This is a genomic window from Microbacterium sp. zg-Y818, from assembly GCF_030246905.1.
Classification (GTDB): Bacteria; Actinomycetota; Actinomycetes; order Actinomycetales; family Microbacteriaceae; genus Microbacterium.
In genome coordinates this window covers 1,124,741-1,149,333 of sequence record NZ_CP126741.1, presented here as the reverse complement: position 1 = coordinate 1,149,333, position 24,593 = coordinate 1,124,741, and the positions used below count along the sequence as shown (strand labels likewise).

The 24,593-nt window shown below is 70.1% G+C and carries 22 protein-coding genes; 12 read left to right on the top strand and 10 right to left on the bottom strand.

Annotation, left to right across the window (positions count from 1 at the left end):
• Positions 1–36: 36 nt before the first annotated feature.
• The 6 genes from QNO21_RS05210 to QNO21_RS05185 all read left to right on the top strand — a co-directional run bounded on the left by QNO21_RS05210 (position 37) and on the right by QNO21_RS05185 (position 6,560).
• The gene (locus QNO21_RS05210; RefSeq protein ID WP_257518785.1) at positions 37–966 is read left to right on the top strand and encodes a COX15/CtaA family protein; all 930 of its coding nucleotides are present in this window, start codon (positions 37–39) and stop codon (positions 964–966) included.
• Positions 967–1,016: 50 nt separating this feature from the next.
• Positions 1,017–3,632 (top strand): helix-turn-helix transcriptional regulator, encoded by a 2,616-nt coding sequence (locus tag QNO21_RS05205; RefSeq protein ID WP_257518784.1) that lies wholly within the window; start codon positions 1,017–1,019, stop codon positions 3,630–3,632.
• Between the two features lie 246 nt (positions 3,633–3,878).
• Positions 3,879–4,682: a glycosyltransferase family 2 protein gene (locus QNO21_RS05200; protein ID WP_257518783.1), complete on the top strand. Its 804-nt coding sequence runs from the start codon at positions 3,879–3,881 to the stop codon at positions 4,680–4,682.
• Between the two features lie 33 nt (positions 4,683–4,715).
• Positions 4,716–4,877: a hypothetical protein gene (locus QNO21_RS05195; RefSeq protein ID WP_257518782.1), complete on the top strand. Its 162-nt coding sequence runs from the start codon at positions 4,716–4,718 to the stop codon at positions 4,875–4,877.
• 60 nt (positions 4,878–4,937) lie between these two features.
• Entirely contained in the window at positions 4,938–5,876 is a 939-nt protein-coding gene (locus tag QNO21_RS05190) for a hypothetical protein (RefSeq protein ID WP_257518781.1), read from the top strand.
• A 213-nt stretch (positions 5,877–6,089) separates the two neighbouring features.
• On the top strand, positions 6,090–6,560 hold the full coding sequence (locus tag QNO21_RS05185) for a dinucleotide-utilizing enzyme (RefSeq protein WP_257518780.1): 471 nt from the start codon (positions 6,090–6,092) through the stop codon (positions 6,558–6,560).
• 21 nt (positions 6,561–6,581) lie between these two features.
• Here the strand turns inward: QNO21_RS05185 and QNO21_RS05180 are convergent, their stop codons facing one another.
• Positions 6,582–7,505 carry a heme o synthase gene (locus QNO21_RS05180; RefSeq protein WP_257518779.1) on the bottom strand — a complete coding sequence of 308 codons (924 nt, stop codon included), beginning with the start codon at positions 7,503–7,505 and terminating at the stop codon, positions 6,582–6,584.
• 226 nt (positions 7,506–7,731) lie between these two features.
• Here QNO21_RS05180 and tkt point away from each other — a divergent pair, with 226 nt between their 5' ends.
• The 6 genes from tkt to pgl are packed head-to-tail and all read left to right on the top strand — an operon-like array spanning position 7,732 to position 15,855.
• Complete coding sequence (gene tkt / locus QNO21_RS05175; protein ID WP_257518778.1) at positions 7,732–9,831, top strand: transketolase; 2,100 nt, start codon at positions 7,732–7,734, stop codon at positions 9,829–9,831.
• Positions 9,828–10,949, top strand: a complete 1,122-nt coding sequence (gene tal, locus QNO21_RS05170) for a transaldolase (RefSeq protein ID WP_257518777.1) — start codon at positions 9,828–9,830, stop codon at positions 10,947–10,949. Before tkt ends, tal begins: the two co-directional genes overlap by 4 nt.
• Positions 10,946–12,574, top strand: a complete 1,629-nt coding sequence (locus QNO21_RS05165) for a glucose-6-phosphate isomerase (RefSeq protein WP_257518776.1) — start codon at positions 10,946–10,948, stop codon at positions 12,572–12,574. Before tal ends, QNO21_RS05165 begins: the two co-directional genes overlap by 4 nt.
• Positions 12,575–12,582: 8 nt before the next feature.
• Entirely contained in the window at positions 12,583–14,133 is a 1,551-nt protein-coding gene (gene zwf / locus QNO21_RS05160; RefSeq protein ID WP_257518775.1) for a glucose-6-phosphate dehydrogenase, read from the top strand.
• Positions 14,130–15,077: a glucose-6-phosphate dehydrogenase assembly protein OpcA gene (locus tag QNO21_RS05155; RefSeq protein ID WP_257518774.1), complete on the top strand. Its 948-nt coding sequence runs from the start codon at positions 14,130–14,132 to the stop codon at positions 15,075–15,077. The genes zwf and QNO21_RS05155 overlap by 4 nt, the downstream gene beginning before the upstream one ends.
• The gene (pgl, locus tag QNO21_RS05150) at positions 15,070–15,855 is read left to right on the top strand and encodes a 6-phosphogluconolactonase (protein WP_257517365.1); all 786 of its coding nucleotides are present in this window, start codon (positions 15,070–15,072) and stop codon (positions 15,853–15,855) included. The genes QNO21_RS05155 and pgl overlap by 8 nt, the downstream gene beginning before the upstream one ends.
• Before the next feature lie 75 nt (positions 15,856–15,930).
• On the opposite strand, the gene QNO21_RS05145 is transcribed toward pgl, so the two are convergent.
• The 9 genes from QNO21_RS05145 to uvrC form a co-directional block, all read right to left on the bottom strand.
• Positions 15,931–16,284, bottom strand: a complete 354-nt coding sequence (locus QNO21_RS05145; protein ID WP_257517364.1) for an RNA polymerase-binding protein RbpA — start codon at positions 16,282–16,284, stop codon at positions 15,931–15,933.
• 1 nt (position 16,285) lies between these two features.
• Positions 16,286–16,504: a preprotein translocase subunit SecG gene (secG, locus tag QNO21_RS05140; RefSeq protein ID WP_306813406.1), complete on the bottom strand. Its 219-nt coding sequence runs from the start codon at positions 16,502–16,504 to the stop codon at positions 16,286–16,288.
• Between the two features lie 143 nt (positions 16,505–16,647).
• Positions 16,648–17,436: a triose-phosphate isomerase gene (tpiA, locus tag QNO21_RS05135; RefSeq protein ID WP_257516867.1), complete on the bottom strand. Its 789-nt coding sequence runs from the start codon at positions 17,434–17,436 to the stop codon at positions 16,648–16,650.
• Positions 17,427–18,641, bottom strand: coding sequence for a phosphoglycerate kinase (locus QNO21_RS05130; RefSeq protein WP_257516866.1), 1,215 nt, complete (start codon positions 18,639–18,641; stop codon positions 17,427–17,429). Before QNO21_RS05130 ends, tpiA begins: the two co-directional genes overlap by 10 nt.
• A 5-nt stretch (positions 18,642–18,646) precedes the next feature.
• A complete protein-coding gene (gene gap, locus QNO21_RS05125) occupies positions 18,647–19,651 on the bottom strand; it encodes a type I glyceraldehyde-3-phosphate dehydrogenase (protein WP_257516865.1) in 1,005 nt (334 codons plus the stop codon).
• A 132-nt stretch (positions 19,652–19,783) separates the two neighbouring features.
• Positions 19,784–20,401, bottom strand: coding sequence for a superoxide dismutase (locus QNO21_RS05120; protein ID WP_257518773.1), 618 nt, complete (start codon positions 20,399–20,401; stop codon positions 19,784–19,786).
• A gap of 363 nt (positions 20,402–20,764) precedes the next feature.
• Positions 20,765–21,742, bottom strand: a complete 978-nt coding sequence (whiA, locus tag QNO21_RS05115) for a DNA-binding protein WhiA (protein ID WP_257518771.1) — start codon at positions 21,740–21,742, stop codon at positions 20,765–20,767.
• 40 nt (positions 21,743–21,782) lie between these two features.
• Positions 21,783–22,655, bottom strand: coding sequence for an RNase adapter RapZ (gene rapZ / locus QNO21_RS05110; RefSeq protein WP_257516223.1), 873 nt, complete (start codon positions 22,653–22,655; stop codon positions 21,783–21,785).
• Between the two features lie 26 nt (positions 22,656–22,681).
• A complete protein-coding gene (uvrC, locus tag QNO21_RS05105; RefSeq protein WP_257518770.1) occupies positions 22,682–24,592 on the bottom strand; it encodes an excinuclease ABC subunit UvrC in 1,911 nt (636 codons plus the stop codon).
• Between the last annotated feature and the right edge of the window lies 1 nt (position 24,593).

Genomic DNA, 24,593 nt, shown 5'->3' with positions numbered 1-24,593 from the left:
ATCCCGATGCGGTGCGCATTCCCAGGAGGCTACGACATGTCCCAGGCGGTCGCGACGCGCACCCCTTCCCGCTTCCTCGAATGGCTTCCCACCACGGTGGACCGGCGCATCCGCGTCTTCGCCTGGCTGTCCTTCGCCGCCGAGGTGCTGATCATCGCCACCGGGGGCGCCGTGCGCCTCACCGGTTCGGGTCTGGGCTGCCCCACGTGGCCGACGTGCACGCCGGAGTCGCTGGTCAACACGCCGGAGATGGGCATCCACGGGGTCATCGAGTTCGGCAACCGCACCCTGACGGGACTCGTCGGCATCCTCGCCCTCATCGTGGTCGCGCTGGTGTGGCGCATGCGCCGGGAGCGGCGCGATCTGTTCCTGCTCGCGCTCGTCGTCGTCGGCGGCGTGATCGCCCAGGCGATTGTCGGCGGCATCACGGTGCTCACCGGGCTGAACCCCTTCATCGTCGGTTTTCACTACGTCGCCTCATTGCTGCTGGTGTGCGTCTGCGCCGCCTTCCTCGTGCGCATGAACACCGAGCCCGGACCACGCGCTCGAGTGGTGCCGCTGTGGTACGCCCGCACCGCGTTTGCGACCCTGGTGCCGTTGGCGCTCACCATCGTCTTCGGCGTGCTCACCACCGGGGCGGGACCCCACTCCGGTGACATCGAAGCCGGGCGCAACGGCTTCAACGCCGAAGTGCTCGAGCACGTGCACGCGTGGCCGGGCTATGTGCTGCTGGCGTGCCTCCTCGTGCTCGTCGGGGCCGCGTGGGCGCAGCGTCTCGCCGCCCGCCGCTGGGCGACGACCCTCCTGGGCGTCGTCCTCGTGCAGATCGGCGTCGGGATCTACCAGGCGCGCAACGGTCTGCCGGAGCTCGCCGTCGGCGTGCACATGGTGCTCGCTGCGCTCTCCGCGGCAGCGATGACGGTGCTGCTGCTGAACCTCACGCGGCGCGCGCACCCGCGGGGCTGACCCCGCGCGGGACTCTGGTGTGAGCGGACGCCGCCGACCATAGTGGGGGCATGGCGACGCCCTCTCCGAGCTCTGGGCTGGTCGGCACGATCGCCGAGTCCGTTCGCGCCGGCATCTGCGTCGTGCTCGTGGGCCTTCCCGGCTCGGGACGCCGCGACGTGCTGCGAGCGCTGCGCGGCCTCTTCGAACAGGAGGAGTGGGCGGTGCGCACCGTCACGGGACACGGCGTCTCGGGAAGACCCCTCGAATCGCTAGCCCTCTCCGGTGTGCACGGGCCTGGCGGCGCCGGCGGACTGACCACGCTGAGCTCCGCGCAGGCCCTGGCGCCGTCGGGAGCCGTGCCGACGCTGCTGCTCGTCGAGGACGGCGACCGCCTGGACGACACGTCGGCGACGGCGCTCGCCGCCGCGGCCGACGACCCCGCTGTCACCGTCGTCATCGCCATGCGCCCGCCCTACCCCGGGTCGACCGTCGTCGACAGGCTCTTGGCCCGCCAGGAGGCGACGGCACTGTGGATGCCGCCTGCATCGTTCGAGGCGATCCATCGTCTCGTTTCGGACACCCTCGGCGGCGATGTCGACGCCGATGCCGCGGGGCGTGTGTACGCCCTGTCGGGAGGATTGCCCGGCATCGCCCGCGCCATCACCGTCACCGCCCGGCAGGCCGGGCGGCTGGTGCAGCGCGGGGAGCGCTGGTCGGCGGAGCGCGACCTCTGGAGCAGAGCGCTCGCCGCCACACTCGTGAAGCTCGTCGAAGGGCTCTCCGACACCGAGCGTGAGGGATGCTGGCTGCTCGCCGAGCTGGGACCCGCCGAGCTCGCGACGGTGCTGCGCCTGCTGCCGTGGTCGACCCTGACCTCCCTGGACGACCGCGGCCTGCTCCGCTTCGTCGACGACGACCGCGGGCCGGTGGTCGCGCTGTTCCCTCCGGTCCTGGAGGACCATCTGCGACACCGCGCGCCCGCCGCGCGCGGCCGCGCGGCGGCCGCCCGCATCGCCGAGGCGCGACCGCAGACCCGTGACGCCGCCGCGCTGCCTGGTGAGACCGTGCGGCCGCCCCTGCACGCGCCGAATCGCTGGTCGTCGTCGCCCGAGGCCGCCGCGATCCTCGGTCGCGTACTGGGGGAGGAATCCGCCCGGCGCGTCACCGAGACGCGTGCACAATGGCGCGCGCAGCGCACGGCGGTCACGGCGGTGGCCTACGTCCAGGCGCTCGTCGACGACGGCGCGGACAACCACGAGATCGACGCCGTGCTCGCGGCTGCGAGCACCGCGCAGCTCCCCGCGGACCGGGACGCCCTCCGGCTGCGCCTGTGGGAGGTGGTGTACCGCGCGACGAGTCGTCGCGAGCCGCACCGCGCGATGGCGCTGCTGGCGGAGACGACCCGAGAGATCCCCGGTTCGGGCGCCGCGGTCTCGGCGGTCGAGCAGCACCTGCGCCTGATGATCCCAGGGCTCGGAACCGCCGAATTGCCCGCCTCCCCGCAGCCGGCCGAGATCGAGGAGGTGCGCCGACTGTCCCGGCCGATGCAGACGACAGGGCTGCCGCGCTGGCACGCCGTGGACATCGTGCGTCTCGTGCGCGGCGAGGTGCTGCTCAGCGGCGGGCGCACGAGCGACGCGGTGGCCGATTTCGCCGACCTCTCCCCCGCCGATCCGCTCCGCCGCGACCCTTACTCGGTCATCCCGCTCGCCCAGCTCTGCGACGGTGACATCGCCGGCGCCGTGCAGCGGTCGCAGCGCCAACTCGACCTCGCCCGCGGCACCCTCGATCGCACCAGTGTCGAGCCCCACGCGTATGTCGTGGCGCTCGGGCTGTTCCTGCAGGGTCGGATGGCCACGCTGCGCGACCACCTGACGAGCGTGTTCGCGGTCAACGCGCCCGCCGTGCTCGCTCCAGACTCCCGGGCCGGTCTGCTCTCCATCAGCGCGGGCCTCTCCCTGTGGGAGGGAGCGTTCGACAGCGCGCACGACATGATCGTCCAGCTCGACGCGCTCGGCCTGAGCGGCGGTCCGTTCCCGTACATGAGCTCCGCGGCGTCGGCAGCTGCGCTCGCCCTCGCACGGGGCGTGCCTGCCGCCGAGGCGACGACCGCCGCCTGGCAGGAGGTCACCACGCTCATCGACGAGGGATACCTTCTCGCCGCCGTGTTCGAAGGAGTGCGTCTGCTCGAGCTGCACGTCGACGGCGAGCGCTCGGCGCGCACCGCCCAGGTGGCCTTCGCGAGCCAGGGCTCGGTGATGCCGGCGCTGGGTGCGTTCCTCGAGGGCGCCTGCGCCCATTCGCCCGAGAGGCTGCTCGCCGCCGCGGACACCCTCCGCGACACGGAACTGGTGCTGTTCGGCACCCGCGCGCACGCGATGGCGGTGCGCTATCTGCGTCAGGAGGGTCGAGCGGAGGACGCGTCGCGCGAATCGCTTCGGCTGCGCCGGGCCGTGCACGCGGCGGGCGATGACCTGTCGCTCGTGCTGTCGGCACGGCTCGACCCGGCATCCGTGCTGACACCGCGCGAGCGGGAGGTGGCCCACCTCATCGCCGCCGGCAGCACCAATCGGGAGGTCGCCGAGCGGCTGGTCGTCAGCGAGCGGACGATCGACAACCACCTCTACCGGGTCTTCCGCAAGCTCGGCGTGAACACCCGCGAAGACCTCGTCGGCCTCGTCTGACCGGCAGCATCCTCGCCCGCGCGACTCACGCCTGATACTCACGCGCGCAGCCGGCGTGCTCAGACGGGCCTGCCCGCGTGCTGGACCGCGCCCGGCGCGATGCTCAAGTCGCTTGCGCGGTCGTCTGTGCACCCCGCCGCGGGAGTGGACTGAGTGACCGCGGGACCGCACCGGTGCCGCCGCGTGGCCGCCCGCTCCGACGGCCGGGTCGAGCGCCGTCCCACCGGCGAGAAAGGGTGGTCCGCCATGAGCGCGACCGTACGGTCCAGCCTGCCTTCGCGGCGCGTCGTGCGCGCGAGGGAACTCGCGGTGATCATCCCCGCGCACAACGAAGCCGACGCCATCGCCGAGACGCTCGACGCCCTGTCACGGCAGACGGCGGTACCGCGACGTGTGATCGTCGTCGCCGACAACTGCACGGATGCCACCGGGTACGTCGCCGCCGCCCACGGGGCCGACGTCATGGTGACCCGTGACAACACCGACCGCAAGGCCGGTGCGCTCAATCAGGCGCTCGCAGCGCTGGGCGGCGACGCACCGCCCTTCGTCCTCGTCGTCGATGCCGACACGCGCCTGGACCCGCAGTTCATCGAGGTGGCCATGGCCGCGCTGACCGCTGACGCCGCACTCGGCGCAGTGAGCGGGATCTTCGTCGGCGAGCGCCCACTGAGCGTGCTGCAGCAGTTCCAGGCGAACGAGTACGTCCGCTACGGCACCCAGATCCGCGCCACCGGACGGGTGAGCGTCGTCACCGGCACCGCGTCGATGTTCCGCACCGCCGCGCTGCGCGATGTCGCCGCCGCACGAGGTGATCTTCTGCCAGGTACCCGCGGGGACGTCTACGACCGCGGTGCCATCACCGAGGATTCCGAGCTGACCCTGGCCCTCAAGACGTGCGGCTGGCGGATGGTCGCACCCGACGAATGCGTCTGCGACATCGCCCTGCAGGCGGCGTTCGTGCACGCCGTCGCGCTGGCGCTGCTGCGCCATGACACCGACTGGAACCACGTCGCCGCGCACGAGACCCCCCTCTTCGTCCCCTCGAGCTGAGCGGGACCCCCGCTCTTGCGGAAGGACCTCTCCATGTACCAGCTCAACAGCAGCGCCGCCGGTGTGCTCGCCACGTCCGGCGCCGCCGTCGCCCACACCTGGGTGGCGGGCTGGACCCTGTTCGTCGCCGGGCTCGCCACGCTCTCGATCGGCCGTGTCCTGCGGATGCGCCGCGAAGCGCGAACGGAGCCCTGACACGTCCCGCGGGCAGTGCCCGCGGGCTGACCCCACCCATCACGACAGAAAGGAGTTGCGGTGAGAAAGCAGGTCGCGAGCGCCATTGCGGCGCTCGCCATCGCTGCGAGCCCGCTGATGCTCGGCGCGTCCGCAGCGCAGGCCGCAGACGCCACGTGCGTTCCGCGGGCTGCCTGGACCGAGACGGTCCTCGTGACCCCCGCGGTGCCCGCCGTCGCCGAGATCCCCGGTGTAGCCGAGGTCCCCGAGGTGAGCCACACGGAGACCCGCGTCGTCCAGGAGGCCTGGACCGAAACCGTCGTCGACAAGGAGGCCTGGACCGAAACCGTCGTCGACAAGGAGGCCTGGACCGAAACCGTCGTCGACAAGGAGGCCTGGACCGAAACCGTCGTCGACAAGGAAGCCTGGGACGAGGAGGTGTTCGACCACTGGCAGCGCTACTCGTGGACCGGCGGCCCGCACGCCTCCGATGACCCGCCGGCATTCCCGGGCGCTGACTGGCAGCCGAATGTGCAGGGCGACCCGCACGGCGTGGGCCACGAGGGGGCGTACTACCGCTCCCACGGCGGCTCAGGCAACGGCGACTGGTTCTACCTCGAAGCCGTCACCACGACGGTGCACCACCCGGCCGAGACCCACACCGTGGAGCACCCCGCCGAGACCCACACCGTGGAGCACCCGGCCGAGACCCACACCGTGGAGCACCCCGCCGAGACCCACACCGTGGAGCACCCGGCCGTGACCGAGGAGGTCAAGGTCATCACGCAGGAATACCGGCCCGCCGTTCCCGGCGTCCCCGGTACCCCCGCGACCCCGGCCGTGACCAGGGAGGTGCACCACCCCGCCGTCGAGTGCGCCGCGCCGGCCACGCTGGCGTACACGGGTGGTTCCGGCACCGCAGTGCCCGTCGCGCTCGCCGGTGCAGGCGCGCTCGGCCTCGGGCTGACGCTCGTCGCCCGGCGGCGCGCCGCCCGCGTCGGCGACGGCCACAGCGGCTGAACAGCCCGCGCCCGCGGCTGGGCCGGCTGCCCTGGCGATGGCAGGCGGCACAGACCGGACGAGAAGGCCCCGAGGAGTCGAAGCGCTCCTCGGGGCCTTCGCCGCCGCCGGTCGCATAGCGCACGCATAGCGCACTCCCCGGTTCTGTCCGGGTAAGGGGCGCAGGCTGGGCACCCCTTCGCGGCATCAGCCGCGCCCCCAGCAAGGAGCACCATGACCTCTCGCCCCCGCCTCGTCCGCAGCATCCCGTTCTGGATCCTGGTCATCGGATCGCTCGCCACTGCCGTCGCCGGTGCGGTCTTGCTGTTCGACCGCCTCACCGTCATGGCCACCGCGCTGACCGCCGGGACCGCGACCGGCGTCGAGGTCTACGTCGGCCAGGTCGAGGCCGTGGTCGGCGGCATCCTGGTGGCAACCGGACTCCTTGGCCTGGCGCTCGCGCTCACCGTCGCGTCGATGCGGGCGATCGTACCCGCGTCGGATGCCGCCTCCGTCGCAGCATCCATCTCCGAGCCGGGCGACGCGGACGACGAGTCCGCCACGCGCGGTGCATTCACGCCGGTTCAGACGACGAGTCGGCTGCCGGAGACGACCCGTACGACGGCGGGTACCGCCGACGAGGCACCCGCCATCACGAAGCCGCAGGCCGCCGGCTCCGCCGACATCGCCGGGCCGCGCCCGTGAGCAGGGCCGACCGACCGACGCTCAGAAGGGCAACAGCGGGTCGACGGCGATCGCGAGGAACAGCAGCGTCAGATAAGTGATCGACGCGTGGAACACGCGCATCGGCTTGGGCTCGGTCCCGCGCACCGCACGGTTGTAGAGCACGTGCGATTCGTACACGAACCAGCCGCCGAAGACGAGGGCGGACACGGTGTAGAGCAGGCCCATGCCGGCGACCGGCACCAGCAGCAGCGAGCACGCGACGGTGGCCCAGGCGTAGAGGATGACCTGCAGGCCGACCTGCGAGCCGTTGCGCGTGGCGCCCAGCATGGGCACGTCGACCTCGGCGTAATCGCCCTTGTACTTCATCGACAGGGGCCAGTAGTGCGGCGGCGTCCACAGGAACACCAGCGCGAAGAGGATGAACGCGCTCCACGACAGCGAACCGGTGACGGCGGACCAGCCGATGAGCACCGGGAAGCAACCGGCGATACCGCCCCACACGATGTTCTGCTCGGTGCGGCGCTTGAGGATCATCGTGTAGATCACGACGTAGAAGAAGATGGCCCCCACCGACAGCGCGGCCGCGACCCAATTGGTCGTCGCGAGCAGCCAGAGGGTGGATGCCACGGCCAGCACCCACGAGAAGATGAGCGCCCCACGGGGCGACACCTCGCCGGTGACGATGGGACGACCGGCGGTGCGCTTCATGTGCGCGTCGATGTCGCGGTCGAGATACATGTTGAACGCCGCCGCGGACCCGGCGCTCATCGAGCCGCCGACAACGGTGGCGAGCACCAGCCAGACGTTGGGGAACCCGCCCTGCGCGAGGATCATCACCGGCACGGTGGTCACCAGAAGCAGCTCGAGCACGCGGGGCTTCGTCAGCGCAACGTAGGCGCGGACGGTGCGTCCGAAGGAGGGGGCCGCCGCCTGCACACTGCCCGACGTCGTCGTGATGTCCATTTTCCCCGCTATCGCCGCGCCCATTGCTTCCTCAGTCTAGGCCATGACCTTCGCCGGGCGAGCCGGGCCGGCATCGTCACACAGCCACAACCCCGCCCTCCCAGGTACCCCGCTTCGCTATGCTGAACCCACACGCGCGCCGGTGTCCACGGGCCCCCGTCACCCCTTGCGAACGAGGGCTGCGGACCGCCCCGACACGGCGCACTCCCTCGAGAAAGGCGACCTAGTGTCGGAGTTGCAGTGGGAAGAGATCGACCGGCGCGCGGTGGACACCGCTCGAGTGCTGGCAGCCGATGCCGTCGAGAAGGTCGGCAACGGCCACCCCGGCACCGCGATGAGTCTCGCACCGGCGGCATACCTGCTGTACCAGAAGGTCATGCGGCACGACCCGACCGACACTCACTGGCTCGGCCGCGACCGCTTCATCCTCTCGGCCGGACACTCGTCGCTCACCCAGTACGTGCAGCTGTACCTCGGCGGCTTCGGGCTCGAGCTCGATGACCTCAAGGCGCTGCGCACGTGGGGCTCGAAGACCCCAGGCCACCCCGAGTACGGTCACACCGACGGCGTGGAGATCACCACCGGGCCTCTCGGCCAGGGGCTGGCATCCGCCGTCGGCTTCGCCTATGCCGCCCGCTACGAGCGCGGCCTGTTCGACCCGGAGACCCCGGCAGGGCAGTCCCCGTTCGACCACGACATCTACGTCATCGCCGGTGACGGCGACCTGCAGGAGGGCGTCACCAGCGAGGCGTCTTCGCTCGCCGGTCACCAGCAGCTGGGCAACCTGATCGCCATCTACGATTCCAACCAGATCTCGATCGAGGACGACACCAACGTCGCCTTCACCGAAGACGTCGCCGCACGCTACGAGGCCTACGGCTGGCACGTGCAGACGGTGGACTGGAAGCGCACCGGCGAGTATGTCGAGGACGTCGCCGAGCTGTTCGCCGCCATCGAGGCGGCCAAGGGCGAGACCGACAAGCCGTCGCTCATCATCCTCAAGACCATCATCGGCTGGCCCTCCCCCGGCAAGCAGAACTCCGGCAAGATCCACGGCTCCGCCCTCGGCGCCGACGAGCTGGCCGCGACGAAGAAGGTGCTCGGCTTCGACCCCGAGAAGACGTTCGAGGTCGCCGACGACGTCATCGCGCACACCCGCGCGCTGGCCGAGCGCGCCGCGCCCGCCCGCGCCGAGTGGCAGCAGGCCTTCGACGCCTGGGCCGAAGCCAACCCCGAGCGCAAGGCGCTGCTCGACCGGCTCGAAGCCGGTGAGCTGCCGGCGGACATCGCCGACGCGCTGCCGTCGTTCGAGGCGGGCAAGGAAGTCTCGACCCGCGCAGCCTCAGGTGTCGTCATCAACGCCCTCGCCGAGCAGCTTCCCGAGCTGTGGGGCGGCTCCGCCGACCTCGCCGAGTCGAACCTGACCACCATCAAGAACGCCAAGAGCTTCATCCCGGCACAGTGGTCAACGCACGAGTGGTCGGGCTCCCCCTACGGCCGGGTGCTGCACTTCGGCATCCGCGAGCACGCCATGGGCGCGATCGTCAACGGCATCAAGCTGCACGGTCCCACCCGCCCGTTCGGCGGCACCTTCCTCATCTTCAGCGACTACATGCGTCCTGCGGTGCGCCTGGCGGCACTGATGAACATCCCGTCGGTCTTCGTCTGGACGCACGACTCCGTCGCCCTCGGCGAGGACGGCCCCACCCACCAGCCGATCGAGCAGCTGGCGACGCTGCGCGCCATCCCGAACTTCACCGTGGTGCGCCCCGCCGACGCCAACGAGACGGCGGCCGCGTGGCTCGAGATCCTCCGCCGCCAGGACGGCCCCACTGGCATCGCGCTGACCCGCCAGAACATCCCCGTCTTCGAACGCGGCACGGGTGAGGCCGACGGCGATGTGCTCGCCTCGGCCGACAACGTCGCCAAGGGCGCCTACATCCTGGCCGAGGCGCCCGGGGGCACGCCCGACGTCATCCTCATCGCCACCGGCTCCGAGGTGCAGCTGGCCGTCGCCGCCCGCGAGACGCTCGCGGCGGAGGGCGTCAACGCCCGCGTGGTGTCGGCGCCGTCGCTGGAGTGGTTCGCCGAGCAGGATGCCGCCTACCGCGAGCAGGTCCTCCCTGCCGCCGTGAAGGCGCGGGTGTCGGTCGAGGCCGGCTCCCCGCTGACGTGGCACGGCATCGTCGGCGACGCCGGCCGCTCCGTCGCGATCGACCACTTCGGCGCATCGGCCGACTACAAGACCCTGTTCCAGAAGTTCGGCATCACCGCCGACGCGGTCGTGGAAGCGGCACGCGAGACTCTCAAGGAGGCCAACGCATGACCACTCCCAGCCCCACCCAGGCCCTGTCCGACGCCGGAGTCAGCATCTGGCTCGACGACCTCTCCCGCCAGCGCATCACGACCGGCAACCTGCAGCAGCTGATCGACACCCGCAACGTCGTCGGGGTGACCACCAACCCCACGATCTTCCAGGGCGCGATCTCTGCGGGCATCGGCTACGAAGAGGCCATCGCCGCCCAGGCGGCGAAGGGTGCGTCGACGGACGACACGATCTTCTCGCTGACCACCACCGATGTGCAGAGCGCGTGCGACATCTTCCGCCCCATCTACGACGCCACCAAGGGTGTCGACGGCCGGGTGTCGATCGAGGTCTCCCCCGACCTCGCACATGACACCGCGGCGACCGTCGCCCAGGCGAAGGAGCTCGCGGCCGCGGTCGACCGGCCCAACGTGCTGATCAAGATCCCCGCCACCAAGGCCGGCCTTCCCGCGATCACCGAGGTCATCGCCGCGGGCATCTCGGTCAACGTCACGCTGATCTTCTCGCTGGAGCGGTACGCCGAGGTCATCGACGCGTACCTCGAAGGCTTGGAGCGGGCGCACGCCGGCGACTTCGACCTGTCGCACATCCACTCCGTCGCATCGTTCTTCGTCTCGCGGGTCGACACCGAGATCAACAAGCGTCTCGAGGCCGTGGGCACCGGCGAGGCCGAGGGGCTCATGTCGCTCGCGGGCGTCGCCAACGCACGCCTCGCGTACGAGCTCTTCGAGCAGAAGTTCGCGGAGAAGCGCGCGGCCGACCTCGTCAAGATCGGCGCCAATGTGCAGCGGCCGCTCTGGGCATCCACGGGCGTCAAGGACCCGAAGCTGCCCGACACGCTCTACGTCACGGAGCTCGTCGCGCCCGGCACCGTCAACACGATGCCGGAGAAGACACTCGAGGCCACCTTCGACCACGGTCAGATCATCGGCGACAGCATCAGCGGCACCTACGCGGCCGCGCGCAAGGTCTTCGCCGACCTCGACCGGCTCGGCATCGACCTCGTCGAGGTCACGCAGCTGCTCGAGGACGAGGGCGTCGACAAGTTCATCGCCTCGTGGCACGACCTGCAGGGCACCGTCACCGAGGCTCTCGAAGGGGCCAAGGCCAACGCATGACCTTCGACATCCGGGTCACCGGGCACGCGAAGGCCGCGGTGGAGCGCACCCTCCCTGGGCTCATCGCCGATCTCGTCGCCAGCGGCGTCACCGCCGGCGACGGGAGCCTGTGGGGCCCCGAGGCCGAGGCCGAGGCCTCGCGTCGGCTGGGATGGGTGCAGGCCGTGAGCGTGTCCCGCCCGCTCGTGTCCGAGATCGCCGCCCTGCGCGACGAATTCGCCGAACGCGGCATGACGCGCATCGTGCTGGCCGGAATGGGCGGGTCATCGCTTGCGCCCGAGGTCATCGCGCAGACGGCCGGCCGGCCCCTCGTGATCCTGGATTCCACCGCCCCCGGGCAGGTGCTCGACGCCATCGACGGTGACGCCGAGACCGGCGGCCTGGCCGAGACCGTGCTGGTCGTCTCGTCGAAGTCGGGCTCCACTGTCGAGACCGACTCGGCCCTGCGCGCCTTCGAGGCCGCATGGCTGGATGTGGGGATGGACCCCGCAGAGCACGTCGTGGTCGTCACCGACCCGGGCTCGCCTCTCGACGAGCGCTCGCAGGCCGCCGGGTACCGCGTGTTCCACGCCGACCCGACGGTCGGTGGACGCTACTCGGCGCTCACCGCGTTCGGCCTGGTTCCCACGGGCCTCGCAGGCGTCGACATCTCCGAGCTGCTCGACGAGGCCGAGGCCACCCTGCTCGAGGTCGCGATCGACAGTCCCGACAACCCGGCGCTCGTGCTGGCGGCGGCCATCGCCGGCGGAGAACCGCGTCGCGACAAGCTCGGCCTCGTGAGCGACGGCACGCACATCGCGGGCCTTCCGGACTGGATCGAGCAGCTCGTGGCGGAGTCCACCGGCAAGGACGGCACCGGCATCCTTCCGGTGGTCCTGCTTCCGGTCTCGCCCGAGCTCGACTCCCGTCCGGCGGACCTGCAGATCCTCCGCCTCGTCGACGAGGCCCGCGAGTTCCACCTGTTCGAGCAGCACGAGGGCGAGATCCTCGTCAGCGGATCGCTCGGCGCGCAGCTGGTGGTGTGGGAGTACGCGACCGCGATCGCCTGCCGCCTGCTCGGCGTGAACCCCTTCGACCAGCCCGACGTGGAAGCCGCCAAGGTCGCCGCGCGCGGCATGCTCGAGGTCCGCCCTGCTCCGTCGGCACCGGCCTTCGTCCAGCAGGGCGTGGAGGTGCGCGTCTCGGATCCGGCACTCGCCCTGTCGGGCACCGTTGCCGGCGTTCTGGAGTCGCTCTGGGCGCGCGTTCCTTCCGACGGCTACGTGTCGCTGCAGGCCTATGTCGACCGGGTCGACCTTTCGCAGCTGGCGGGTCTGCGCGAGATGGTCGCGGCCGACAGCGGGCGCCCCACGACGTTCGGCTGGGGTCCGCGCTTCCTGCACTCCACCGGGCAGTACCACAAGGGCGGCCCCGCCAACGGCGTCTTCGTGCAGATCCTCGACGCCGGAGAAGTCGACCTGGAGATCCCGGGTCGCCCCTTCACCTTCGGCGAGCTCATCCGGGCACAAGCCGCCGGAGACGCCACCGTGCTCGCCGGGACCCACGGACGTCCCGTCGTCACCCTCACCCTCACCGAACCGCAGGCCGAAGTGCTGACGCTGTTCGAAGCCGTCCTGGAGGACTGAAACAACGTATGACCGTCGAGATCTCGCGTGGCCACAACCCGCTGCGCGATCCGGACGACCGACGCCTGAACCGCATCGCCGGTCCGAGCGCGCTCGTCATCTTCGGCGTGACGGGTGACCTGTCACGCAAGAAGCTCATGCCCGCCGTGTACGACCTCGCCAACCGCGGGCTGCTTCCGCCGGGATTCGCCCTCGTCGGATTCGCCCGCCGCGACTGGGCCGACGAGGACTTCGCCCGCGTGGTGTACGACGCCGTCAAGCAGCACGCGCGCACCCCGTTCCGCGAGGAGACGTGGAAGCAGCTCCTGCAGGGCATCCGCTTCGTCTCCGGCGAGTTCGACGACGCCGACGCCTTCAACCGGCTGCGCGAGACCGTGCACACGCTCGACCGCGAACGCGGCACGATGGGCAACCACGCGTTCTACCTGTCGATCCCGCCGAAGGACTTCCCGCTCGTCGCGAAGCAGCTGAAGGCGTCGGGCCTGGTGGACGACACGTCCGCCGGCGACACCAGCTGGCGCCGCGTCGTGATCGAGAAGCCGTTCGGCAGCGACCTGCAGAGCGCGCGCTCCCTCAACGAAGCCCTCGAAGTGGCCTTCCCCGCCGACTCGATCTTCCGCATCGACCACTACCTCGGCAAGGAGACGGTGCAGAACATCCTTGCGCTGCGCTTCGCCAACGAGCTGTTCGAGCCGCTGTGGAACCGCAACTACGTCGACCACGTGCAGATCACCATGGCCGAGGACATCGGCGTGGGCGGCCGTGCCGGATACTACGACGGCATCGGCGCGGCCCGCGACGTCATCCAGAACCACCTGCTGCAGCTGCTGGCCCTCACCGCCATGGAGGAGCCGATCTCGCTGGATGCCACACATCTGCGTGCCGAGAAGGAGAAGGTGCTCGCGGCGGTGCGGCTGCCCGAGGATCTTTCCACCGCGACCGCACGCGGCCAGTACGCCGGTGGATGGCAGGGCGGCGAGAAGGTGACCGGCTTCCTCGACGAGGACGGCATGGACCCGGCATCCACGACCGAGACCTACGCCGCGATCAAGCTCGAGATCGCCACGCGGCGATGGGCGGGCGTGCCCTTCTACCTGCGCACGGGAAAGCGACTGGGGCGACGGGTCACCGAGATCGCCGTCGTCTTCAACCGCGCACCGCAGCACCTGTTCCTGCGCAACCAGACCACCGAGCAAGGGCAGAACGCCCTGGTGATCCGCGTGCAGCCCGACGAGGGCGTCACCATCCGCTTCGGCTCGAAGGTTCCGGGGGCCGCCACCGAGGTGCGCGACGTCACGATGGACTTCGGCTACGGCCACGCTTTCACCGAGTCGAGCCCCGAGGCCTACGAGCGCCTCATCCTCGACGTGCTGCTGGGCGACCCGCCCCTGTTCCCCCGCCACGAAGAGGTCGAGCTGAGCTGGCGCATCCTCGACCCCGTCGAGGAGTTCTGGGCCGCACAGCGCGGACCCCTCGAACAGTACTCCCCAGGTTCTTGGGGGCCGCCGTCGGCGGATGAACTGCTGGCCCGCGACGGCCGCGTCTGGAGGCGTCCATGATCGTCGATCTGCCCGACACCACGGTGTCCCAGGTCGCCCGCTCGCTGGTGAAGGTGCGCGAGGAGGGCGGCGCGGTCGCCCTCGGACGCGTGCTGACGCTCGTGATCGCCACGTCGCACGGCCTCGAAGAGGACGCGATCGACGCCGCCAACGACGCCTCGCGGGAGCACCCCATGCGGGTGATCGTGCTGATGACCCACCCTGACGGCGACGCGCGCCTCGACGCGCAGATCCGCGTCGGCGGCGATGCCGGTGCCAGTGAGGTCATCGTGCTGCATGCGCACGGCGACGCCGCGAGCAACCCCGACAGCCTCATCACGGGACTGCTGCTGCCCGATGCGCCAGTCGTGGCCTGGTGGCCCGACCATCCGCCGGCGGTTCCCGCCGAGTCCGGCATCGGCCGCATCGCCCAGCGCCGCATCACCGACGCGTCGACGAGGCCTTTCGCCGACGACCGGCTCACGACGCTCTCGCGAACGTACGCCCCCGGCGACACCGACCTGGCATGGACGCGCCTCACGCACTGGCGCGAGCAGCTCGCCGCGGTGCTCGACCAGCCGCCCTACGAGCCGGTCACGGACGTCGAGGTCGTCGGCAGCGGCAGTTCGCCGTCGACGGCGCTCCTGGCCGCGTGGCTGCGGCTGAAGCTCGAAGTCCCCGTCACCTGGCGGTACGCCTCCCCCGAGGAGTGGGACCACGGAATCCGCTCGGTGCGTCTGACGCGCTCCTCCGGCGACATCGTGCTCGAGCGCGCCAACCACACCGACGCCCACCTCTCCCAGCCGCAGCAGCCGGGACACGACATCGTCCTGCCACGCCGCACGCTGCGCGAATGCCTGGCCGAGGAGCTGCGCAGGCTCGATCCGGACGTCCTGTATGGTCGGGTCATCACCCAGGGCTGGGAGTTGCTCGGTCCCGCCGCGACCGGGGAGAAGCATGTCTGAGTTCTTCGCCGAGAAGCGCGTCGTCGTGCGCCCCGACCCCGAGCACGTTGCCCGCTCCGTGGCCTCGCGATTCCTCTCGCGGCTCGCCAAGCGCACCCGCGACGGTCGGGTCACCCACGTCTCGCTGACCGGCGGCGTCATGGGCACCTCGGTGCTGCGCGCCCTGGGTGGCCATCGCAAGCTCGACAGCGTCGACTGGTCTCTCGTGCACTTCTGGTGGACGGACGAGAGGTTCGTCCCGCGAGACAGCGACGAGCGCAACGAGAAGACCGCGCACACCGAGCTGTTCTCCCGCATCGACGTCCCCGCCGAGAACATCCACCCGATCCCCGCGTCCGACGCCGGCGTCGATCTCGATGCCGCGGCCGAAGCCTACGCGCGCGAGCTCGCGCGCTTCGCCGACGACGAAGCCGGAAACGCTTGGCCCACGTTCCAGATCATCTTCCTCGGGGTGGGAGCCGACGGCCACATCGCATCGCTCTTCCCGGACCGCCCGGAGATCCAGATCACCGACCGCGCTGTGGTCGCCGTGCGCGACTCCCCCAAGCCGCCGCCGGAGCGGGTGACGATGACCCGTCCGGTGATCAACTCCGCCGCTCGCGTGTGGATGGTGCTGGCCGGGGCCGACAAGGCCGCAGCCCTCGGACTCGCCCTCGCGGGTGCAAGCTACGACAGCGTGCCTGCCGCCGGGGCCAAGGGTCGCAAGCGCACGGTGCTCTTCGTCGACGAGGCCGCTGCCGCGCAGGTGCCGCCCGAGCTCATCGACGGCGAATACTGAGGCGAGCCGGCGGATCCGGACACGAAGAAGGGGATGCCGCGAGGCATCCCCTTCTTCCGCTCTCGTGAGCGGTCGTCACATACCGCGGCGCTCACGCAGCTGCTTCAGAGCGTCGTCGAGGAGCGTCACGGCCTCTTCGTCGGTGCGGCGCTCCTTCACGTAGGCCAGGTGCGTCTTGTAGGGCTCCGGCTTGGCCAGCGCGGGCGGGTTCTGCTGATCGCGACCGGCAGGCAGGCCGGAGTGCGGGGAGTCGATCGTGTCGGGGATCTCCTCGTCGGAGATGCCGGCGGCGAAATGGCGCACCGTCTCATTGCCGAGGGCGTCCCAATACGACACCGCCACGCGGTCCGCGTGGAACCCGTGGTCCTGCTCGCCCATCGGGCCTGCGCCCACCCGCGTGCCGCGGATGGCGTTTCCACCTGTAGCCATGTCAGATTCCCTGGAACTTGGTGATCAGGCCGAGGGCCACGATCGAGACGAACCACGCCAGCGCGAGGATGACGGTGAAGCGGTTGAGGTTGCGTTCGGCCAGGCCGGACGAGCCCATCGCCGAGGTCATCCCCCCGCCGAACATGTCGGACAGGCCGCCGCCACGACCCTTGTGGAGCAGGATGAGAAGGGTCAGCAGCAAGCTGGTGATGCCCAGCATCACCTGCAGGACGAACTCGAGAACTGGCACAGTCGTAGAAGCCTTTCGCTGTGGTCCCTGCGGACCACACAAGGGTCGAGTATAGCGGGCGGTGGCGCGGCGACGGGTTCAGCGGCCGGAGTGGCCGCTGAACCCGTCGTCGATCACACTCCGACGTGCTTCTGGAACCGGATGATCGCCGCGAACTCGTCCACCAGCAGGCTCGCCCCGCCCACCAGTGCACCGTCGACGTCGGGCTCGCGCATGAAGCTCGCGATGTTGCTCGACTTCACCGACCCGCCGTAGAGCACACGCGTGCGCTCCGCAGCCTCGGCGCCGAGCTTGGCCGCGACGACCTCGCGCAGCTTGGCGCACACGTCCTGCGCCTGCTCCGCAGTGGCGGCTTTGCCCGAGCCGATGGCCCAGACCGGCTCGTAGGCCACGACGATGTCGGCATCCGCCGGCACGCCGTCCAATGCCTCCTTGAGCTGAGACACGGGCACGGCGCTGGCGCCGTGGGTCTCGAGGTCGTCCGCGGTCTCACCGACGCAGATCACGGGAACGAGCCCGTGACGCAACGCCGCCTGGACCTTGGATGCCACGACCTCGTCGCTCTCGGCGTGGTACTGCCGACGCTCGGAGTGGCCGATGATGACGTACCGGCAGTCGAGCTTCGACAGGAACGCACCCGAGATCTCTCCCGTGTACGCACCGGAATCGTGCGCCGACAGATCCTGCGCGCCGAGCGCGAACTCGATCTTGTCGGCATCCAGCAGCGTCTGCACCGCCCGCAGGTCGGTGTACGGCGGGAAGACCGCCACCTCGACACTGCCGTTCTCGTGCTTGGCGTCCTTCAGCGTCCACGCGAGCTTCTGGACGAACGCGATCGCCTGCAGGTGATCGAGGTTCATCTTCCAGTTGCCCGCGATGAGCGGGGTACGGTTCACTGCCATCCGAGGACCTCCAGTCCGGGCAGACGCTTGCCTTCGAGGAACTCCAGGCTTGCGCCGCCGCCGGTGGAGATGTGACCGAACTGGTCGTCGGAGAATCCGAGCTGACGCACCGCCGCGGCGGAGTCGCCACCGCCGACGACGGACAGGCCGTCGACCTCGGTGAGCGCCTGAGCGACCGCCTTGGTGCCCGCAGCGAAGGCATCCATCTCGAACACGCCCATGGGGCCGTTCCAGAACACCGTCTTGCTGCTGCGGATCGCGTCGGCGAAGAGCCCTGCGGTCTTGGGTCCGATATCCAGACCCATTCCCGAGGCGCCGAAGGGGGTGTCCTCCAGCGCGTCTGCCTCTGCCACCACGTGGTCGGCGTCTGCGGAGAAGGATGCCGCCATGACGGCATCCACAGGAAGGACGATCTCCACGCCTCGTTCCGTCGCGTCGGCGAGGTAGCCCCGCACCGTCTCGAGCTGGTCCTCTTCCAGCAGGCTCTTGCCCACCTTGTGGCCCTGCGCAGCGAGGAAGGTGTACATCATCCCGCCACCGATGCAGAGCTTCTGCACACGCGGCAGCAGGTGCTCGATGACGCCCAGCTTGTCGCTGACCTTCGAGCCGCCCAGGACGACCGTGTAGGGCCGCTCCGGCTTCTCGGTGAGGCGGTCGAGGACGTCGACCTCCTTCTCGATCAGGTACCCGGCCGCAGACGGCAGGATCTGCGCGAGGTCGTAGACAGAGGCCTGCTTGCGGTGCACGACGCCGAAGCCATCGGACACCAGCACGTCTCCGAGCGAGGCGAGCTGCTCGGCGAAGGCGCGGCGCTCGGCCTCGTCCTTCGCCGTCTCCCCTGCGTTGAACCGCAGGTTCTCGATCACCGCGACGTCGCCGTCCTCCAGCGCCGCCACGGCCTCGCGGGCCGACTCGCCCACGGTGTCGCGGGCGAAGGCGACGGGCTTCCCCAGCAGCTCGGAGAGCCGCTGTGCAACGGGGGCGAGGGTGTACTTCTCATCGGGGGCACCGGCGGGCCGGCCGAGGTGCGAGCACGCGATGACGCGCGCGCCCTGGTTGATCAGTTCGTTCAGCGTGGGAAGCGCTGCCCGCACGCGGCCATCGTCCGTGATGACGCCGTCCTTGAGGGGGACGTTGAAATCAGCACGGACGATGACACGCTTGCCGGCCAGCGAACCCAGCGAGTCGAGGGTGCGCAGGGCCATGGCCGTCAGAGCTTGCTTGCGACGAGCTCGGTGAGGTCGACGAGGCGGTTGGAGTAGCCCCACTCGTTGTCGTACCAGCCGACGATCTTGACCTGGTTGCCCATCACGCGGATGAGGCCGGCGTCGAAGATGCACGAGTGCGGGTCGGTGACGATGTCGCTCGAGACGATGTCGTCCTCGGTGTACTTCAGGATGCCCTTGAGCGGGCCCTCTGCGGCAGCCTTGTACGCGGCCTTAATCTCGTCGACCGTGACACCGTCACGCGTCTGGATGGTGAGGTCCGTGGCCGAGCCGGTGGGCACCGGCACGCGCAGCGCGAAGCCGTCGAGCTTGCCCTTGAGCTCGGGCAGCACCAGGCCGATGGCCTTGGCGGCACCGGTCGAAGTGGGAACGATGTTGAGGGCCGCGGCGCGGGCGCGACGCAGGTCCTTGTGCGGGCCGTCCTGCAGGTTCTGGTCTGCGGTGTAGGCGTGCACCGTGGTCATGAGGCCACGCTCGATGCCGAAGTGGTCGTTGAACACCTTGGCCATGGGGGCCAGGCAGTTCGTCGTGCACGACGCGTTCGAGATGATGTGGTGCTTCTCGGGGTCGTAGTCGCCCTCGTTCACGCCGATGACGAACGTTGCGTCCTCGCCCGAGGCCGGTGCCGAGATGAGCACCTTCTTCGCGCCGCCGGCGATGTGCTTGCGGGCGTCGTCGGCCTTGGTGAAGCGGCCGGTCGACTCGATGACGATGTCGACGCCCAGCTCGCCCCAGGGGAGGTTCGCGGGGTCGCGCTCCTCGAACACCCGGATCTTCTTGTCACCGACGGTGATCGAGTCCGCGTCGTACGTCACGTCGGCGTCGAGGCGGCCGAGGATCGAGTCGTACTTCAGCAGATGCGCCAAAGTCTTGTTGTCGGTGAGGTCATTCACCGCCACGATGTCGAGGTCCGCACCCTGCGCGAGCGCGGCTCGAAGGTAGTTGCGTCCAATGCGGCCGAAGCCGTTGATGCCGATCTTGACAGACACGATGTCTCCCGGTTTCCGTCGCGCCGGCGACGCCTGCTCGGCGCTCCAGACACGCGATCTCTTTGACAGAAGAGGATGCCGGAACCCGCCCGTTTCCGGGGAGGATTCAGGCATCCTCACCTGCCTTCGACACTACAGCAGACCGGCGGTCTTCTCACGGGCGGTGGCGAACCGATCCGCGACATTCGCCCAGTTGGCGATGTTCCAGAACGCCTTCACGTAGTCGGCGCGCACGTTGCTGTAGTCGAGGTAGTAGGCGTGCTCCCAGACATCCAGCAGCAGCAGGGGCACGGTGCCGGCGGCGAGCTGGTTCTGCTGGTCGAAGAACTGCTGGATGATGAGGTTCTGCCCCAGCGAGTCCCAGAACAGTCCCGCCCAGCCGGACCCCTGCACGCCGAGCGCTGCGGCGGAGAAGTGCGCCTGGAACTTGTCGAACGAGCCGAAGTGGTCGTCGATCGCGGATGCGAGGTCGCCGACGGGCTTGTCGCCGCCGTCCGGCGACATGTTCGTCCAGAAGATCGAGTGGTTGACGTGACCGCCGAGGTTGAACGAGAGGTCCTTCTCGAGCTTGTTGACGTTCGCGAAGTTTCCGGTCTCGCGGGCCTCCGCGAGCTGCTCCAGCGCCGTGTTCGCGCCGGTCACATAGGCCTGGTGGTGCTTGTCGTGGTGCAGCTGCATGATCTTCGCGCTGACGTGCGGCTCCAGCGCCGCGTAGTCGTAGGGCAGCTCGGGCAGGGTGTATGTCGCCATGTTCGCTTCTTCCTGTCGGCGCCGCGCCGAAATCCTCGGAGCGGCGAGGGGACGTGCTTCATCCTAGTGAGCGACAACACCCGGGGCACGAGGTTGCTTCCCGATGGCCGAGCCGGTATCCGGCGGGGTCGCTTGGGCGCACCCCGGGCGCGTCGCGCCCCCGTCCCGCCCTGCCTCCCGGGCGCGTCGCGCCCCCGTCCCGCCCTGCCTCCCGGGCGCGTCGCGCCCCCGATCGCTGAAACGACATCTGACGGCCGAGACCATGGGAAATACCCGATGTCTCGGCCGTCAGATGTCGTCTCACGGTGCGGTGCGCCGCGTGCGGCGCGGCGCGCGCGGTGCGGCGCGCGCGGTGCGGCGTCGTCAGTCGTCGTCGCCGGCCGGGACGGCCGATTCGGTGTCGGGAATGCCCTCGGCTTCGGCCTTCTTGTCGGCCATCGCCAGCAGGCGGCGGATGCGGCCGGCGACGGCATCCTTCGTCAGCGGCGGGTCGGCGTGATGGCCGAGCTCGTCCAGGCTCGCGTCGCGGTGGGCCAGGCGAAGCTCGCCGGCCTGCTTCAGGTGTGGCGGAACCTCGTCACCGAGGATCTCCATCGCCCGCTCCACGCGCGCGCACGCGGCCACGGCCGCCTGAGCGGACCGGCGCAGGTTGGCGTCGTCGAAGTTGACCAGGCGGTTGACTCCCGCACGCACCTCGCGGCGCTGGCGCAGCTGCTCCCACTCCGCCGCAGTACGGACCGCGCCCATCTCGGCCAGCGCGGCACGGATGGCCTCGCCGTCGCGGACGACGACGCGGGGCACCCCGCGCACTTCGCGCGCCTTGGCCGTGATCCCAAGGCGATGGGCGGCGCCGACGAGCGCCATGGCCGCCTCGCCCGAGGGGCACGAGATCTCCAGCGCCGCCGAGCGCCCGGGGTCGCTGAGCGTGCCGGCCGCGAGGAACGCTCCACGCCAGACGGCCGCCAGATCGGGGCGCGCGCCGGTGGTGAGCTTGTTCGGCAGTCCCCGTACCGGGCGGCGTCGCTGATCGAGCAGCCCGGTCTGACGCGCCAGGGTCTCGCCGCCGTCGATGACACGCACGGCGAAGTGGCCGCCGACACGGCCGCCCGACGCCTGCACGTGGGCGAGTTCCGGCCGCACGCCGTAGATCTCCATGAGGTCACGGGCAACCCGACGAGCCAGGCCGTCGGACTCGAGTTCGGCCTCGACGGCGACGCGGCCGGCGATCGAGTGCAGTCCGCCGGAGAACCGCAGCAGGGCTGTCAGTTCGGCGACGCGCGCGGTGGGTCGCGGGTCGCGAATGGCGGCCAACTCGGCCTTCACGTCGGCGGTCAGGGGCACGGGATTCCTTCCGAGAGGCGCAGGGGGACGATCGTCCAGTTTACTCCCGACCCAGGTCCCGATGCTTCACGCGCACGGCTACGCCGGGCAGCGCCGCCAGTCGTCGCGCGAGTTCTTCTGCCGTGGCCACCGATCGGTGCTTGCCGCCGGTGCATCCCACGGCGACGGTGGAATGGGGCTTGTTCTCGCGCTGATAGCCGGCCAGCACCGGCTGCAGCGCCGCGACGTACGCGTCGAGGAACTCCTCCGCCCCCTCCTGGTCGAAGACGTAGTCGCGCACGGCATCGTCCTTGCCGGTGAGCGACTTCAGATCCTCGACCCAGAACGGGTTGGGCAGAAAGCGCATGTCCGCCACGAGATCGGCATCCGACGGCAGCCCGTACTTGAAGCCGAAGCTCATGACTGTGAGCGTGTGCCGGGCTGACCCTTCGGCGGCGAAGAGGTCGACGATGCGGGTGGCGAGCTGGTGGATGTTGTTGTTCGAGGTGTCGACGATGAGGTCGGCGCTCTCGCGCACCCGCGCCAGTCGCGCCCGCTCCCGGTGGATGCCGTCGAGGAGCGTCCCCTCGCCCTGCAGCGGATGCGGCCGGCGCACCGATTCGAATCGCCGCACCAGCACGTCGTCGGACGCGTCCAGGAAGAGCACGCGCAGGTGCCGACCGTGGCGCAGCGCCTGGGTGATGCGGGGAAGCTCGGCGAACAGGTCACGGCCGCGCACATCGACCACCGCGGCCACCTTCGGCAGCGAGCCGCCCGCCAGTTCGCTCAGGTCCAGCAGCGGACGCAGCATCTGCGGGGGAAGGTTGTCGACGACGTACCAGCCGAGGTCTTCGAGGGCGTTGGCGGCGGTGGTGCGGCCGGCGCCGGACATGCCCGTGACGATGAGGACCTCACCCGCGTCCTGTGCCGTCATCAAGCGCCCCCGTCTTTCCCTTCACCCTACCGGCGCGCGAGGTGCTCGTGGACCGTGGCGGCGAGCTTCGGTCCGATGCCGGGCAGCTCCGCGATCTGTTCGGGAGTGGCCTCGGTCAGGGCGGCCACCGAGCCGAAGTGGCGCAGCAGCGCTTTGATGCGGGTGGCACCGAGCCCGGGAACCTCGCTGAGCACGCTGTTGATGTCGCGACGACGACGCTTGCGCTGATGCGTGATGGCGAAGCGGTGGGCTTCGTCGCGCAGCCGCTGCAGCAGGTAGAGCGCCTCGGAGGTGCGCGGCAGGATCACCGGGTACTCCTCCCCCGGCAGCCACACCTCTTCGAGCCTCTTGGCGATTCCGCACAGCGCGATCTCCTCGTGGCCGGCGTCGGCCAGCGCGCGCGCCGCCGCCTCAACCTGCGGCTTGCCGCCGTCGACGACCAGCAGCTGCGGGCGGTAGGCGAACCGCGGCTTCTTGCGCGCCGGGGCGACCACCTCGCCGTCGTCGGTGGGCTGCGGCTCGGGCTCGTCCGCTTCCTCGGGGCGGTTCAGATACGCCAGCCTGCGGGTGAGCACCTGATGGATCGAGTCGGTGTCGTCGGTCGTCTCGGGCACGCCGAAGGTTCGGTACTGGTCCTTGCGGGGCAGGCCGTCCTCGAAGACCACCATGGATGCCACGACGTTGGTGCCCCCCAGATGCGAGACGTCGTAGCACTCGATGCGCAGCGGCGCTTCGGTCAGATCCAGCGCCTCCTGCAGGTCGGTCAGAGCCTGGGTGCGAGCGACGTAGTCGCTCGTGCGCCGCGTCTTGTGCAGCATGAGGGCCTGTTGGGCGTTGAGGTTCGCGGTCTTCATGAGCTCCGCTTTGCGGCCCCGCTGGGCGACCCGGATCGACACCCGCTTGCCGCGCCGCGCGCTCAGCCACTCCTCGAGGTCCGCCGCTTCTTCGGGGAGAGCGGGCACGAGCACCTGACGCGGGATGTCCGCCGCCGCGGCATCGCCGTAGCTGCGCTGCAGCACCTGGTCCACCAGGTCCGCCCCCGAGATGTCGATCTCCTTCTCGATGGTGCTGGCCCGCACACCCCGCACGCGCCCGCCGCGCACCACGAAGTGCTGCACCGTGGCTGCGAGCTCGTCCTCGGCGATACCGAAGAGATCGGCGTCGGTGTCGTCCGACAGCACGAGAGCGCTCTTGTTCAGCACCGCGTCGATCGCCTGCAGCTTGTCGCGGTACACCGCCGCGCTCTCGTAGTCCATCGCCGCCGCCGCTTCCTTCATGCGGGCGGTGAGTTCGCGCGCGAAGCGCTGGTCGCCGCCGGACATGAAGGCGACGAAATCGTCGACCATGGCGCGGTGCTCTTCGATCGACACCTTCATCGAGCAGGGTCCGCCGCAACGTCCGATCTGCCCAGGAAAGCACGGTCGGCCGCTGGCCATCGCCTTCTTGTAGGACGAGTCCGAGCAGGTGCGGATCGGGAAGACCCGGATCATGAGATCGATCGTGTCGTGCACCGCCCACACCTTCGGGTACGGGCCGAAATACTTGGCGCCCGGAATGCGGCGATTGCGCGTCACGACCACCCGCGGTGCCTCATCGGCGAGCGTGACCGCCATGAACGGATAGGACTTGTCGTCCCGGTAACGCACGTTGAAGGGCGGATCGAACTCCTTGATCCACATGTACTCCAGCTGCAGGGAGTCCACGTCGCTCGCGACCACGGTCCACTCCACGGATGCCGCGGTGGTGACCATGCGCCGTGTGCGCTCGTGCAGGGTGTGCAGCGGAGCGAAGTAGTTCGACAGCCGGGCGCGCAGGTTCTTCGCCTTGCCGACGTAGAGCACGCGGCCGTCGGCGTCGCGGAAGCGGTACACCCCCGGGTTGGTCGGGATCTCGCCCGGTTTCGGCTTGTACGGGAGCGTGGGAGCTGAGCGCGGCATC